The organism is Cnuibacter sp. UC19_7 (assembly GCF_042699995.1).
Classification (GTDB): Bacteria; Actinomycetota; Actinomycetes; order Actinomycetales; family Microbacteriaceae; genus Cnuibacter.
Window position 1 is genome coordinate 3,234,290 of the sequence record NZ_CP170560.1, and the last position, 14,977, is coordinate 3,249,266.

The window sequence follows — 14,977 nt, forward strand, 5'->3', positions numbered from 1 at the left end:
GGTCGGCGGGAGTGGCCCGGACAAGCCGAGGGCCTCCATCCGGGTGGGGGTGGATGGAGGCCCTCGGTGAGAAAGACGAGTACAGCTCGTGTGATGGGGCTGACCGGGTCTGACTCGTGATCCATTCTGTGCCGACGTCCCTCCCCGGAGGCTGGGTGCGGGCACCAATTCACCCGCGACTTCACCTTCTCGCGCTCCCCTCGTACGTGAGGGTGAGGAACCCGGGCCGTTATCGTTGTTCCCCGTGAAGCGAGGAACCGACCGGGGGCGGATCGTCGGGTACGCGCTGATGAACCTCGTCGTGCTGGGGTCGCTCACCGCACCGGTCGTCACCGCGCTGCCGCTCCGCATCGCCGAGCTCGTCCCGGTCGAGGAGCGGGCGCCGTCCCTCGCGTTCGTCACGGCCTGCGGCGCCCTCGCCGCGCTCATCGCGAACCCGCTGTTCGGAGTGCTCTCGGATCGCACCCGCGGTCGCCTCGGCCGCCGTCGGCCCTGGCTCCTCGCGGGGGTGCTCGTGGGCTGGGGGGCCTCGCTGCTGCTGGTGGTGGCGCCCTCCGTGCCGCTGCTCGCCGTGGCGTGGACCCTCGCGCAGACGGCGTACAACGCCTCGCTCGCGGCGGTCGCCGCTCTCCTCGGCGACGGGGTCTCGGAGCGCAGCCGGGCCTCCGCCTCGGGGATCTTCGGCGCCGGCGCGTTCCTCGGCACGCTTCCCCCGCTCGTGCTCGCCGGGGTGCTCCCCGGCGACATCGTCCTCGTGGTGCTCTTCATGCCCACGGCCGCCGTCATGGTGGTGGTCGCCGCCGTGGTCGTCCTGCGCGATCCGCCGCTCGCGGCAGGCAGCGTCGCGCCTCGCGGGCGCCCGCACCTGCCGCGTGGTGAGGAGCTGCGCGCCCTGCGGCCCTTCGCCGCGGTGTGGGTGCAGCGCGCCCTCATGCACCTCTCGTTCGGGCTCGTCACCTCGTTCGCCCTGTTCCTCGTGAGCGATCGGATGCGGATCTCACCCGAGGCGGCGGGCCCCGTGGTCGCGCTCATGACGTTCGCCGGGGGAGCGGCCATCGTGGTCGCGGCGATCGGGTCGGGATTCCTGGCCGGGCGTCGCGGCGACTACCGGCCGTTCCTCGTGGCCGCCGCGCTCGGGCTCGCGGTCGCCGCGCTGCTGCGCGGGGTGAGCTCCGACACGACCCTCTTCGTGGCGGGGGCCGCCTTCGGCGGGCTGGCGCTCGGCGCGTTCTACGCGGTCGACCTGGCCATGGCGCTGCGGGCGATCCCCGCCGGTCGGCACGGCTCGTACCTCGGCATCCTCAACGTCGCGGAGACGCTGCCCGCGACGATCACCCCGGCGATCGCGAGCGCCCTGCTCCTGATCGGCGGTGCCGACCCGGTGAGCGGCGCGCCGGACGACTATCTCGCACTGTGCCTGGCGGCGGCGGTCGTCGCGGTCGGTGCGCTGCTGCCCCTGCCGGCGCTCCGCGGGGTGCTCACCCGCGGTCGGACGGCGGCGGATCCGACCGCTCCTGCGCTGCGGTGACGCCGAGCACGGCCAACCGCGCCAGCGCTTCACCCCGGCTCGTCACCCCCAGCTTCCGGTAGAGCGAGCGCAACTGCGTCTTCACCGTGTTCGGCGAGACCGAGAGGTCGTCGGCGATCGCCCCCAGCGTGGGGTGGGTGGGCAGGCGGCGGGCGACCTCGATCTCGCGCGGTGTCAGGCGGATGCTGGTGAGGCCCCCGGAGATGAACGCGCGCTCCATCGCCGGGGCCATCGCATCGGCGAGCTCGGGGGCACCGCTCCGCCGGAACGATTCCGCGAGCGCCTCCAGTGCCGATCGCGGCACCAGGGCGAGGGGGAGGCGGAGACCGCGCTCGCCGAGGAAGGCCAGAGCGGCCCGACCCGCGGTGAGCGCGGCCCGGTCGTCGTCGACCAGCGCGAGCGCCGCCGCGGTGAGGGCGAGGGCCTCCCCGCGCGACCGGGAGGAACCGGAGGCGCCGGTCCCCGGCTGCAGACGCTTCAGCGTGTCGTCGGGCAGGCCGCGCGCCAGCGAGATGCGGGCGAGCGACACCGCGAGCCGCGGGTCGTCGCCGGCGCCGAGGGCACGCTCGGCCGCGGCGGCATCGCCCGCCCCGAGATGCGCGAGCGCGACGGTGTGCTGCAGCCGATCGGTGGTGAAAGGTGAGGAGCCCTGACGACGGCGCTGCGTCCGGATGGTGGTCTCGAGCCGCAGCAGGGCCTCCTCCGGTCGGCCGTCGAGCAGGAGCACGAGCGTGTCGAGGTGGGCGAGCAGGGGCCAGTGCTCGATCGTCTCGCGGTGGGGGTCGAGGATGCGCAGGTTCCGGTCGGCCTCCGCGATGTCGAACGACTCGATCGCGAGGAAGGCGCGGGCGATCCGGTAGAAGCTCCCCGAATATCCCGTGAGCCAGCCCTCGGGCCAGTCGCGGGTGTCGGCCTCCGCCACGGAGCTCTCCGCCTCGGGCATGTCACCGGAGGTCGCGTGCACGCCGGCCGTCATCGCCAGACCGATCATCCCGGCGGTGAGGCCCCTCGCGTCGCCGATCGCGGTCGAGCGGGCGAACGAGTCGAGGGCGAGCTCGGTGCGCCCGCCGTAGAAGAACGTGGTGCCGGCCTGGTTGTAGAGCGTGGGCTCGTTGGGGCCGAGCCGGTCGCGGTCCTCGTCGCTCATCGACACGAGGGTGTCGTAGGTCCGCTCGGCCGCCGCCAGGGCGGGCTTCGTCCGGCCGCTGACCCGCAGCGCCGCGGTCTGCACGCCGGCGAAGAGGGCACGGTCGGCAGGCCGTGCGCTCGTGGACTGTCGGCTCGCGCCGTAGTTCGCGAGCGCGAAGAGCTCGAGCGCCCTGAGCCGGTGGGAGCGCCGGGCGTTGTAGATCAGCGCGAGGATCATCGCGATGAGCGGGAGCCGGCGCAGCGTCAACAGTGGCACGCTGACGAAGAGGTCCCTGACCTGGAGGCTGTGGTTGCGCAGCAGGATGTGCCAGCTCTCGCGCACCACCGACGTGGCGAGGGCCCAGTCGGTGAAGCGCACCGCCCGCTCGAGCGCGCTGTAGGGCTGACCGTGGGCGGCCTCCCACTCGGCCGCGACGAGGTTGAGGGGGCGCACCTCGGAGCGGTGGCGCTGCTGCAGCAGCCGGGCGAACGCCTCCCGGGCGGGCGGCGAGTACCGGAACTGCTCTCCGCGCGAGGGCGAGCCCGTCCACAGTCCCAGCCCCTCCTCCTCCGCCCGGGCGAGCATCCGCTCCGGATCGGTGCGGGGCGCCAGCGCCGTCGCCAGCTCGAGCGTGAGAGCGTCGGCGACGGAGGTCCTCGAGAGGAAGTCGACGAGCTCAGGGTCCCACGCCTCGGCCTGGATGCGGTCGTCGAGCAGTGAGGAGAACGCGCGGTCGGCCGCATCCTGCCGCCCCGGCGAGCTGGCGGATCCGCTCGCCATCGCCCGCGCGATGAGGGGCGACCCGCCCCATTCCCGCACCCGCTCGACGGTCGAGGGATCCGCCTCCGGGCCGAGGATGGCCCGGGCCTCGTCGTCGGTCAACGCGAGATCGTCGACCGTGACCACCGAGGTGTCGAGGGTGAGCGCCAGTCCCGGCTCGGTCAATCTGGTCCTGCGCCGGGCGGTGGTCCGGACCCGGATGCGGGGAAGGTCCTCGGTCAGCCGGATCAGGCCGTCGATCGCCGAGTCGGTGAGCCGGTCGACGTCGTCGACGACGAGGACGAGGTCCCCGGCGTCGCGGAGCGCGCGGCAGAGCAGCTCCCAGGGATCGGCGCCCGCGGTGACGGCCTCGCCGAGGTGCCTCAGCGGGCTCCCGGCGGGCACGGTGCCCGACGCGAGCAGCTCGCCGGCGAGGTCGTGCACGAACGCGGCCGAGTCGACGTCGCGGTCGCGGACACGCGTCCACACTCCGCCGCCGTCGACGGCGGCAGCCCACTGCGCCACCGCGACGGTCTTGCCGTATCCGGCCGGTCCGAGGATGGTGACCAGGGCCTCTGGACCGTCGAGGGATCGGCGCAGCCGCGGCCTGTCCACCGTCGTCGCGGGGATGCGGGGCACACCCCAAACCGCCATCGCGACCCTCCCCGGTTCTCCTCGAGCGAGTGTATTCGGCCCCTCCTCGACCCCTGTCGACGTAGCGGGTGAATTCGCGGGTGAAGTCGCGCTCCCTCGCCGAGGAGGCCGTGTTCGCGGTCGATAGCGTCGCCACAGCGCAGGACCCGACTGCGCATCGAGGGGGATCCCGCGCTCATCGACCCGAGCGCCGGCGCCTCGAGGAGCCGCACCCGCAGGACCGTCGGCTCTTCGAGGTGTGCGTGCTGTCCCCCGACGCACGCAGCGCTACGGAGGACGACGGACGTGACAGCACCGAGAGAGAACGGTCATCGGCAGCCCGGGGGAACGCTGAACCGCTCCCCCCTGACGGGACTGCGGCGGACCCGTTTCGGGCTGGCCGTCGCCGCAGTGTTCGCGCTGGTGCTGGGCGGGCTCTTCGTCGCCGCGCCCGCCTACGCGGCCGACGCCGCGCTCGTGATCAGCAAGGTGGTCGACGGGCAGCCGAGCGTCACGGTGGACCCCGACGACGAGTTCACCTACACGATCTCGGTCGGCTGCAACGACAACGACTGCGTGGACGCCACCATGTCCGACCCGCTTCCCGCGGCCTGGGCCGGCTTCCCGATCCTCGCCAAGCAGGTCGTGCCGGCCAGCCAGCCGGCCACCCTCACGCTCGACGGCTGCGACACCGTCGTGACGGCCGACTGCACGCTCGAGGCCGCCTTCCAGCAGACGCTGCCGGGCGGCGGGACGGGCATCGTCGCGGGTGTCACCTACCAGGTGTCGCTCACCCTCAAGGTGCCCGCCGACCTCCCGGCGAGCTGGCCCTCGAACGGCGTCGCCGTGAAGAACACCGCGTCCGCGGATGCCACGACCGCCGACCCGGTGAGCGCCTCCGCCGACGTGACCGTCGCCATCCCCGTCCGCATCGACACCGCGGTGGGCAAGACCTGGGCCCCGTCCACCCAGCAGTACCAGCCCGGCGTGGCCTCCACGATCACCCTCACGAACCAGAACACCTCCAACCTGCCCGCCGAGACCCTCACCGCGCAGGATCCCTCCAGCGCGGTCGACGGGCAGGCCGGGGATCGGCACCGACAACCCGTTCCACCTCGTCGACTTCACCGGATTCGGCCAGGTCGCGCTCCCCGCGGGCGCCGACCGGGTGCAGGTCGACGCCTACGTGCTCGACCCCGTGACGAACGTCTACCGCTGGGTCACCGGCTCCCCGGCGCCGCCCGCCGGCATCGCGCTCCCCGCAGGCGTCTCGGCCCCTGACGTCGCGGGCATCCGCCTCGTCTACTCCTCCACCACCGGCGCGACGATCGCCCCCTCGGGCACCGCAGGCTCGGTGCAGCTCCTCGTCGCGCAGCGCGCGACCGACCGTCAGTCCGGTGCCGCGCTGAACGGCGGCGGCTCGGTCACCAACCAGGTCACCGGCAGCGTCCACGTGCCCGGCCAGACGGACGTGTCGAAGACCGCCTCCGCTCCGTACTCCGTCGGCGCGCTCACCGTCAGCGTGGCGGCCGACAAGACGATCACCCCGTCACGCATCCCGGCCGGCTTCGTCTCGCGCGCCACGATCTCGGGCACCAACACCTCGAACGGTCCGCTCTCGGCGCTCACGCTCGAGGACCGCGACTTCTTCACCGACCTCGTGCTGTTCGACGGCTTCGTCTCGCCCATCTCCTACCCCGAGGGCGCCGTCGCGGCGGGCACGACCATCACCTGGTACTTCAGCGACGGGTCGAGCGTGGTCGACCCGCTCGCCGACGGCAGCACGCCGGTCGCGCCGACCGCCCCGGCGGGCACCCACCTCACCGGCTTCGGACTCACGTTCGCCGGCGCCATCCCGACCGGCGGCACCACGGTCGCCCAGTTCGGCATCCGGCCCACCGTCGACCTCGTGACCCCCGCCCCCGCGGACGGGTTCGAGCGCCTCACGAACGCACTCGAGGTCACCGGCAGCAACGCCGTGGGCTCCGCCTCGGCCGGCGACACCGCCGACCTCCAGGTCTTCACGCCGGACATCTCGCTCACCACCGCGAAGACGATCCAGCCCCAGGGCGCCGTCTCGCCCGGCGCCACCGTCGTGGCGCAGCTCCCCACCGCGACCAGCACCGACTCCGCGTTCGTCAACCCGACCCAGATCGTGGTGACGGATGCGTGGGCGGGCGCCGGCAGCGATCCGAAGGGCTTCTACAACGCCTTCAACCCGCTGGCCATCGCGCCCACGCAGGTGCTGGGCGGATCGGCGTTGCTCGTCGAGTACACCACCGACGGCTCCGCCTGGCAGACCCTGAAGGAGTACCCGGCGCAGGCGGCCACGCGGGTGGTGCAGGACAGCATCGACCCGGCGCTCGTCCCGGTCATCACCGGCATCCGCTTCACCTTCACGAACCCGGACGGGTTCGCGCAGGGCACCAGCGTGAGCCCGAACCTCGTCTACCAGGCGCGGGCCACGCAGCGCGACGGGGGCGCCCCCACCTCGGTGGCGAACGCCGGCCCGTCGACCTACGTCAACACCGAGGTCGCCGTCGGCAAGGCCCAGGTGCCCGGCCGCGGCCCCATCGAGAGCACGCCGGTGACGGCGACCGCTCCCGCCTCGATCGTCTCGAACGACGGCGTGGGCACGCTCCTGGCGTCGAAGCAGTGGCTGACGGCCGACTTCTCGCGCAGCCTCGACCTGCTCAGCTCGCAGTCCGGTGACCAGGGCGCCACGCGCCTCGGCTGGGGCGTGACCTCCACCGGGTACTCGCAGGTCGTGGTCGCCGACGCGAACGGCGGCGAGACCACGCCCGGCTCCACGGTCTTCCAGGCGTTCGACCTGGTGAAGATCTCTCCGACGACGTACACCCAGGATCCGCTGCTGCGCTTCGACACGATCAGCGCGGTCGAGGTCTACGACAGCACCACGAACCAGTGGGTGGCGCTCACGCCGCCCTCCGGCGGCTGGATGGGGTCGAACGGCTTCGTCGGAGCGACCCTCACCTCCGCGCAGCAGAAGTCGACCACCGGCGTGCGCTTCACCATCACGCCCAACGATGCCGCGCGCACCGGCTCGACGAACCCGCTCGCCCCGCCGGTCGGCTCGGGCGTCTCGACGAGCGCGACGGGCAGCGCCCGCCCGCTGGGGCTCGTCTGGCAGCTCCGCAACACCGTCCGGGTGCCGGACGGCCTGCAGAACCCGTGGGTGACCGCGAAGCAGACCTTCAACGACGCAGCGGCCGGCTCGATCGTCAACACGGTCGGCGTGTCCGGAGTGCAGAACGGCACCCCGGTCGGTCCGCGCGGGGCTCAGGACACCGTCGCGCTCATCGACCAGCCCCCGGGTGTCGACGTGACGAAGACCTCTCAGAAGTCGCAGATGGTCATCCCGCAGCGCGGTGACGTCGATCCCGCGACCTACCCGACGAACGACTTCACGGTGACGGCGAAGAACACGTCGGCGTCGCGCGCCTCCTACATCCGCGTCTCCGACCCGATGACCTGCACGGCGGGCACGCTCAGCCAGTGCGTCACCGGCCCGGCGGACTGGGGCCAGAACCCCTACGCCTCGGCGACCTACGACCCGGTCACCAACACGTTCGAGCGGTTCACGCTGACCGGCCTCGACTTCTCGGTGAACACCGGCCAGGTCGATCGCGGCCAGTCGACGGTCACCCTGTGGAAGCGGGCGGCCGACGGCACTCTGAGCACCCAGCAGCTCTCGGTCGACGCGGCCGACGGCCTCGCGGCGAGCGCCCTCACCGACGTGGTCGGCGTGAGCGTGCTCTACCAGGGCACCGACCCCGCCACCCGCGGCGGTGGCATCGGCTCCGCGGCGATGACGATGACGCTGCACACGCAGCTCCGTCTCGACCTCCGCAGCCAACCCGGCACGACGGTCGTCCCGTTCGCGGTCGACAACTACGCCTTCGGGCAGTCGTACGACCCGGTGCTCTTCCCCTCGGGGGTGGGCAGCACGCCGAGCGACAGCGCGAACGCCTCCATCCAGCTGCTCAAGGGCAACCTCGGCGTCACGGCGTCGAAGACCTTCTCGCCCGACTCGGTGCTCGAGGCGCAGCGAGGACAGCCGATCCGGATGACCCTCGGGGCGACCCAGGGCGACCAGACCGTGCCGACCAACCAGGTCACCGTCCAGGACGTCGACCCCGAGTTCTGGAACGCGTTCGCCCTCACCGGCTTCACCGCATCCGATGTGGTGTTCCCGGCCGGCGCGAACCGCGTCGATGTGGGCGTGCAGGTGAACGGAGCCGGGGACTGGTACACCACCGGCGCGCAGGCGACTCCTGCGCTGCCGACCCTCCCGGCCGGCGCCGGCCTCGAGGATGTGATGGGCCTGCGCTTCGTGTTCACCCGCGACGTGAACGGGTCGCCCGCCCTGTTCTCGAACACCGCACCGCCGCAGCCGTGGAGCACCACCATCTCGCTGCCCGTGGTGCTGCGCGCCGCCGACCGTGTCTCGGGTGCACCCATCGTGTTCCCCGGCTCGATCGACAACGAGGTGACGACGAACTCGCACCGCTTCGAGGATCCGACGGTCTACCCGGATGCGAACGCCTCGGCCACCGACTCGGTCACCCTCGATGCCGGGTCGTTCTCGATCGACGTGTCGAAGGATCCGCAGGCCGGTGTGCACACCGTGCTGCCCGGCGACCCGAACCTGTGGACTCTCACGTTCCGCAACAGCGGCACCGGGTACCTGACCGTCGGCTCGCTCGTCGACACCCTGCCGACGAGCCTGGAGTGGGACGGCGCACCGCTCACCTTCTCCACGTCGACGGGTGGGACGCTCTCCACGTCGCCGACCACCGCGTACGACTCGGCCACCCGTCAGCTGTCGCTGACCTGGCCGGCCGACGCTCGGACGATGGCGCCGGGGGAGAAGTTCACGATCCAGGCGGGCATCGTGCTGCAGCCGGGGCTCATGAGCAACCAGCGGGCGACGAACCGGTTCGTCGTCACCACCGCGCAGACCCTCACCGCGTGCACCAACACGTCCGGCAACGGACAGGGCATCGTGGCCGGGCTACCCAGCACCGAGTGCGGCACGACCAACTACGTGCAGCCGATCCCCGGCGCCTCCCTCCTCACCACGAAGTCGGTGAAGGGCGACGTGGTCGACCCGGTCGACCCCGCGGACCCGCTGGTCTCCGGTGCGCAGAACGTCACCGCACCCGGCGCCGCCTGCGTCGCCGACGCGGAGGGCTTCTACCGGTCGCCCTGTGCGGCGAACACCGTCGTGGGCGGCGTGGACGAGTGGAAGCTGATGGCCCAGAACAGCGGCACCATCGGCTACCGCGCACTGACCATCGTCGACCCGCTGCCCTTCGCCGGCGACCGCCTGCTGGCCACCGGCGCGAGCCGCGGATCGACGTACACGCCGGCGCTGACCGGGCTCTCGGACATCAGCGTCGTCGGCCTCCCGGCCGGGGTGACCCCGCTCATCGAGGTCACGACGGCACCCGCGCCCGAGGTGTGCGTCGGCACGGGGACGTCGGCGTGGCCGAGCGATCCCGACTGCTCCGAGCATCCGCCAGCAGGCCAGTGGACGACGGCCTCGGCCTTCGCCGGCTCGTGGGCCGACGTCACCGGTCTCCGCATCACCATCGACTTCACGGTGCGTGCCGACAACCACCTGCCGGAGCTCTCGCCCGGTGAGGCCGTGACGGTGAAGTACCGCTCGGTCAACGTCCCCGCCTCGGCGGACGACGCCGACCGTGCGCCGGTCACCGTGCCCGTGAGCGACGCCATCGCGTGGAACCAGAACGGCGCCGTGGCCGACCTCGTCGGCGGCGGACAGTTCTCGCGCTCGCCGATCAAGGCCGGCGTCATCATGCCGACAGGATCGCTGCAGGTCACCAAGGCCGTCACCGGAGCGGGCAGCGCCTACGCGCCGACCTCGTTCCAGGCCGACGTCACGTGCACCGTCGCGGGAGGTGCGCCGGTCGACATGGGCTCCTTCGGGACGCTGACGCTCGACGCCGCGAACTCCTACACGGCGCGGATCGACGGCATCCCGCTGGGTGCGGACTGCGCGATCGCCGAGGCGGGCCAGCCCGGCTCGTACGGCGAGTCGACGCGGACGGTCGCCCCGACCTCCGTGCTCATCCGCACGGCGGGCGGCGCGGGAGACCCGGTGCCGGCCGCGCAGCAGGCGACCATCACCAACGACTACGCGCTCACGTCGCTCGTGGTGACGAAGGCGGTCTCCACCGAGGCCACCGTCGGGTCCTTCGGACCGTTCACCTTCCAGGCCGTGTGCACCACCGCTCTGGGCGGCCCGATCGCCCTGGCGGCGGGTGACGCGACGTTCCAGCTCGCCGACGGAGGGTCGAAGACCATCTCCGGCCTGCCGGTGCTCGCGGACTGCGCGATCACGGAGTCCGACTCCGACGCCGCGACGAGCGTGAGCACCGTCTCCAACGGTGTCCCCGGATCCGGTCAGACGGCCGCGGTGGAGCTCACCGCCGGGGCGAACTCGATCGCGTTCACCAACTCGTACGCGGCGGGCACCCTCGCCGTCACGAAGACGGTCGACGGCGCCGGCGGAGCGGAGTACGGCGACGGTCCGTTCACCCTGCAGGTGGTCTGCAGCTACGGCGGCGCCGAGGTCTACCGCGACTCGTTCGTGGTGACCGGCGGACAGACCGCGACCGTGCCCGAGGTGTTCCCCGCGGGAACGCAGTGCGCGATCAGCGAGACCGTCGACGGCGGCGCGAACGAGACCGAGATCGACCAGCCGACCGTCGTCATCCCCGGCCCGACCGGCACGGCGACCCTCGGAGCCGTCACGGTCGACGTCACCAACACCTTCAACGAGGGCAGCGTCCACGTCACGAAGGTGCGCGATGGAGCGGGAGCCGAGACCTACGGCGCCGGCCCCTTCACCGCGCAGGTGACCTGCACCTGGGTGAAGGACGGTCAGACGCTGACCATCCCGCTCCCCGGCGGTGGTGTCGTCGTGCTCGATGGGGCGAACGGCTACCAGGCGACGGTCGGCGGCCTGATCCAGGGCGCATCCTGCACCATCACCGAGACGAAGACCGGCGGGGCCTCCTCCGTCGCCTTCACCCCGGCGGACCCGGCCTCGCCCTCCCAGGCGCTCGTCACCGTGCCGAACGGCGCGGCGGCGGAGGCGACGATCACGAACACCTTCCTCACCGGATCGCTCGTGATCGACAAGAAGCGGATCGGAGACGGCGTCGAGCTGTTCGGCGAGGGCCCGTTCACCGCCCAGGTGGTGTGCGAGTACCTGGTCGACGGGGTGGTCACCCCGATCGACCTGCCGGACGACGGCGTCGTGACGCTCTCGGCGGACGACGACTGGACGGCGACGCTCGACGGTCTGATCGCCGGCGCGGACTGCGTCGTCACCGAGACCGACGCGGGTCTCGCGGTCGACACCACGCTCGACCCCGAGGACGGCGCCGTGACGGTGCTCGCCGACGGCGACCCGGCCGGCCCGGTGACGGTCACCATCACCAACCGGTTCGACGTCGGGCAGCTCACCCTCGCCAAGACGGTCGACAAGGCCGCCGCGCTCGTGGGCGACACTCTCGCCTACACGATCACCGTCTCGAACGCCGGGCAGATCGACGCCACCGCCGTCACCGTCTCCGACGTGCTGCCGGCCGGCCTGCAGGTCACCTCGGTCGACCCGGCGGGAGCCACGGGGTCGGATGCGACCGGTGCCGCGACGCTCACCTGGACGATCGACTCGCTGCCCGTCGGCGGATCTCGGTCGTTCCATGTGACGGGTGTCGCGACCACGGCGGGGACGCTTCAGAACACCGCGACGATCAGCACGCCCCCAGGGCCCTGGCTGCCGCCGTCGGTGCCCGGTCACCCCGGTGACACGGTGGCGAAGGCCGACAGTGTCATCACGGTCCCGGTCCTGCCGGGCGACCTCGCCGACACCGGGTCGCGAGGAGCGGTGCTCATGATGGTCGGAGGCGGTCCGCTGCTGATCGGCGCGGTACTGCTCGTGCTGCTCGCGTACCGGCGCAGGCGACTGGCCTGATCCGACCGACCGGGTGACCGTCTGACACGCAGAACGGGCCGGCAGCCTCACGGCTGACCGGCCCGTTCTGCGTGCGCGACACGAGGGACGCTGGCGCCGGGCGCCGGGGCTCAGATGAGGTCGGGCGACGGGGTGGAGGTGTGGCGCACCGAGACGTCGGCGTGGCGGTCGAAGCGGTAGCCCACGCCACGCACGGTGCGGACGATCTCCTCGTAGTCGCCCAGCTTCGCGCGCAGGCGGCGCACGTGCACGTCGATGGTGCGCTCGTTGGGGGCCTCCTCAGCGTCGGCCTCGCTCCACAGCGCGGAGATGAGCTCGGCGCGCTCGATGGTGCGACCCTCGCGGAGCACGAGGTACTGGAGCAGCTCGTACTCCTTGTAGGTGAGGCCGGCCTGCACGTTGTCGAGCAGGACGCGCTTGCGGGAGAGGTCGATGACGACGCCGTCGCGGGCGCGGTCGGCGCTCTCGTCGAGCGTCTCGGCGCGCTGCTGGGCGAGCGCGGCCGGGTCCTGCAGGGCGAGACGGACGACGTCGACGTCGCGGCCGCCCGCCTCGCGCGGGGCGAGGGCGACGGCGGCGTAGGTCTCGGACGACGGCGCGATCTCGGCGGCGAGCGCCTTCAGCTGCTCGACGATGCGAGCGAGCGAGGTGCCGTCGGCCAGGGCCTTGGCCTCGTCGATGCCGACGTAGAGCACGAAGCCGCGGGCCTCGGTGCCGTCGGGCACGGCGCGGATGCGCGGGGCGGGCGCCGGCGGCTCGGCGCGGCGGAGGGGGGTGACGGTGGCGGCGGGGCGGGTGTCGAGTGCGAGGGACATGATGATGGCTGCCTTCGGGTGCGGCCCCTCGCTCGCGGCGTACGCGGCGGAGGGGCGGATGTGCGCTGATGCCCGACGCGGACGTCGCGACGGGTGGATCGCATCCGCTCTGTTGCCCACCGCCTCGAGGAGAGGGGCCGGGGGAAGCGCGGGATGCGGGAGCACTCAGAGGCTGCGGCAGGACCTTCCTGCGGACAGACGGTGCTCGGCGTGCTGAGAGCGACCGCCGTTCAGTGAGGGAACGGCGTGGGCCTGGCGCTCAGCGGATGCAGTCGATGCTGCGGATTCGCCTCAGCGGCACATTCGACAACACATGACGACGCCGCCGGCCATCATCATGCCGGCGTTCCCGATCGCCTCAAAGGAGGTCAGGGGGCGCGCGTTGTCAGTCATGCGCTGTATTCAAGCGGACCACGGTGGCTGTGTCAACCCTTGTACCGGGAGTACGGTGGGGCCGATGGCGACGAATCCGATGGACACGACCTCGACAGGCTCCGACATCGGGAACGACAAGCAGCGCTGGCAGGCCTTCGCGGTCTGCGTGGGAGTCGCTGCGCTGACCATCCTCGACCTCTCCAAGGTGAACGTCGGGCTGCCGTCGATCGAGTCGGCTCTGAACGCCGACTCGTCGCAGCTGCAGATCATCGTGGCCGGCTATGCCCTCGCCTTCGGCCTCGCGCTCGTGCCGTCGGGGAGGCTCGGCGACCTCTACTCGCGCCGGGTGATGTTCCTCATCGGGCTGAGCGCCTTCACGGCCGCGAGCATCCTGTGCGCCCTCGCCCCGAGCATCGAGTTCCTCCTCGTCGCCCGCATCGTGCAGGGGCTCGCTGCGGGCGTGCAGATGCCGCAGGTGCTGGGGATGGTGCAGCAGCTCTTCCAGGGGCCTGAGCGCGGGCGTGCGTTCGGGGTGTTCGGCGCGACGATCGGCGTCGGGGTGGCCCTCGGTCCGACGCTGGGCGGCCTCCTCATCGCCCTCGGCGGGCCGACCGACGGGTGGCGCTGGCTGTTCTGGATGAACGTGCCGCTCGGCATCCTCGCCCTCGTCTTCGCGGCGAAGCTGCTGCCGCGCACTCAGCCGCACGAGCCGGGGAAGCGGAACCTCGACCCGATCGGGATCATCCTCCTCGGACTCGCCGTGCTGGCGCTGATGCTGCCGTTCGTGCTCACCTCGGGGGAGGGCCACGACAACCCGTGGCGGTGGCTCTCGCTGGCCGCGTGCGCCCTGCTCGTGGCGCTCTTCATCCAGTGGGAGCGTCGGTATGAGCGCAGCGGGCGGAGCCCCGCCATCCAGCTGAGCCTGTTCGGGGTGGCGTCGTACCGGAACGGCATCCTGCTCGTCGCGGCGTGGTTCGCGGCGCTGCCCTCGCTCTTCCTGCTGACGACGCTCCTGCTGCAGGAGGGGCTCGGGCTGGCACCCGTGTTCGCCGGCATGGTGAGCATCCCGTTCGCGGTCACCTCGGCGGCGTCGTCGCTCATCGGGGGGCGCCTCGTGGGGCGCTACGGGCGTTCCCTGGTGGTGCTGGGGCTCGCGATCGCGATCGTGGGGCTCGTGCTGCTGCTGATCGCCGCCGAGGTTCCCGCCGACCCGACGGTGCCGTACTGGATGGCGGGCGCCATGTTCGTCGCGGGCATCGGAGGCGGACTCGTGGTGTCTCCGAACCAGACCCTCACCCTCGCGGAGGTGCCGCCCACGGAGGGCGGCGTGGCGGGCTCGATGCAGCAGGTGGGTCAGCGCGTCGGCACCGCCATCGGCACGGCCGCCACCACGGCGGTCTTCTTCTCGACGATCTACTCCGAGCCCTCCCGCGAGACCGCGGACGCCTTCTCCGACGGCTTCCGCAACGGCTTCTGGGTGGCCCTCGGCCTCCTCCTGGTCTCCCTCGCCGTCGGCGTGGTCGACCTCGTCCAGCGCAAGCGCGGCGACGCCCGCTCCGCGTCGTAGGCCGCGGCGTCCGTCGCTCATCACGGAATACGGGACACCGGCGCCGTATAGGCGGGGACTAGGCGGAATCCCGTGACGAGCGTCGGCGGAGGTGCGCCCCGGCCTGCGCCTGACACTCTCTCCAACCCATCTCACGTGCGGC

6 protein-coding genes are annotated in these 14,977 nt (G+C 72.3%); 4 read left to right on the plus strand and 2 right to left on the minus strand.

Going from position 1 to position 14,977, the window contains the following annotated elements; genetic code table 11:
• Positions 1–244 precede the first annotated feature (244 nt).
• Positions 245–1,528 carry an MFS transporter gene (locus ACFJGV_RS15470; protein WP_378144876.1) on the plus strand — a complete coding sequence of 428 codons (1,284 nt, stop codon included), beginning with the start codon at positions 245–247 and terminating at the stop codon, positions 1,526–1,528.
• Here the strand turns inward: ACFJGV_RS15470 and ACFJGV_RS15475 are convergent.
• Positions 1,479–4,070, minus strand: coding sequence for a LuxR C-terminal-related transcriptional regulator (locus tag ACFJGV_RS15475; protein ID WP_378144877.1), 2,592 nt, complete (start codon positions 4,068–4,070; stop codon positions 1,479–1,481). The genes ACFJGV_RS15470 and ACFJGV_RS15475 overlap by 50 nt on opposite strands.
• A gap of 285 nt (positions 4,071–4,355) precedes the next feature.
• Between ACFJGV_RS15475 and ACFJGV_RS15480 the strand changes: the two genes are divergently transcribed.
• Entirely contained in the window at positions 4,356–5,330 is a 975-nt protein-coding gene (locus ACFJGV_RS15480) for an isopeptide-forming domain-containing fimbrial protein (RefSeq protein WP_378144878.1), read from the plus strand.
• On the plus strand, positions 5,218–12,078 hold the full coding sequence (locus ACFJGV_RS15485; protein WP_378144879.1) for a DUF5979 domain-containing protein: 6,861 nt from the start codon (positions 5,218–5,220) through the stop codon (positions 12,076–12,078). Before ACFJGV_RS15480 ends, ACFJGV_RS15485 begins: the two co-directional genes overlap by 113 nt.
• 110 nt (positions 12,079–12,188) lie before the next feature.
• Here the strand turns inward: ACFJGV_RS15485 and ACFJGV_RS15490 are convergent, their stop codons facing one another.
• On the minus strand, positions 12,189–12,893 hold the full coding sequence (locus ACFJGV_RS15490) for a winged helix-turn-helix domain-containing protein (protein WP_378144880.1): 705 nt from the start codon (positions 12,891–12,893) through the stop codon (positions 12,189–12,191).
• A 457-nt stretch (positions 12,894–13,350) separates the two neighbouring features.
• On the opposite strand from ACFJGV_RS15490, the gene ACFJGV_RS15495 reads away from it, so the two are divergent.
• A complete protein-coding gene (locus ACFJGV_RS15495) occupies positions 13,351–14,835 on the plus strand; it encodes an MFS transporter (RefSeq protein WP_378144881.1) in 1,485 nt (494 codons plus the stop codon).
• Positions 14,836–14,977 lie beyond the last annotated feature (142 nt).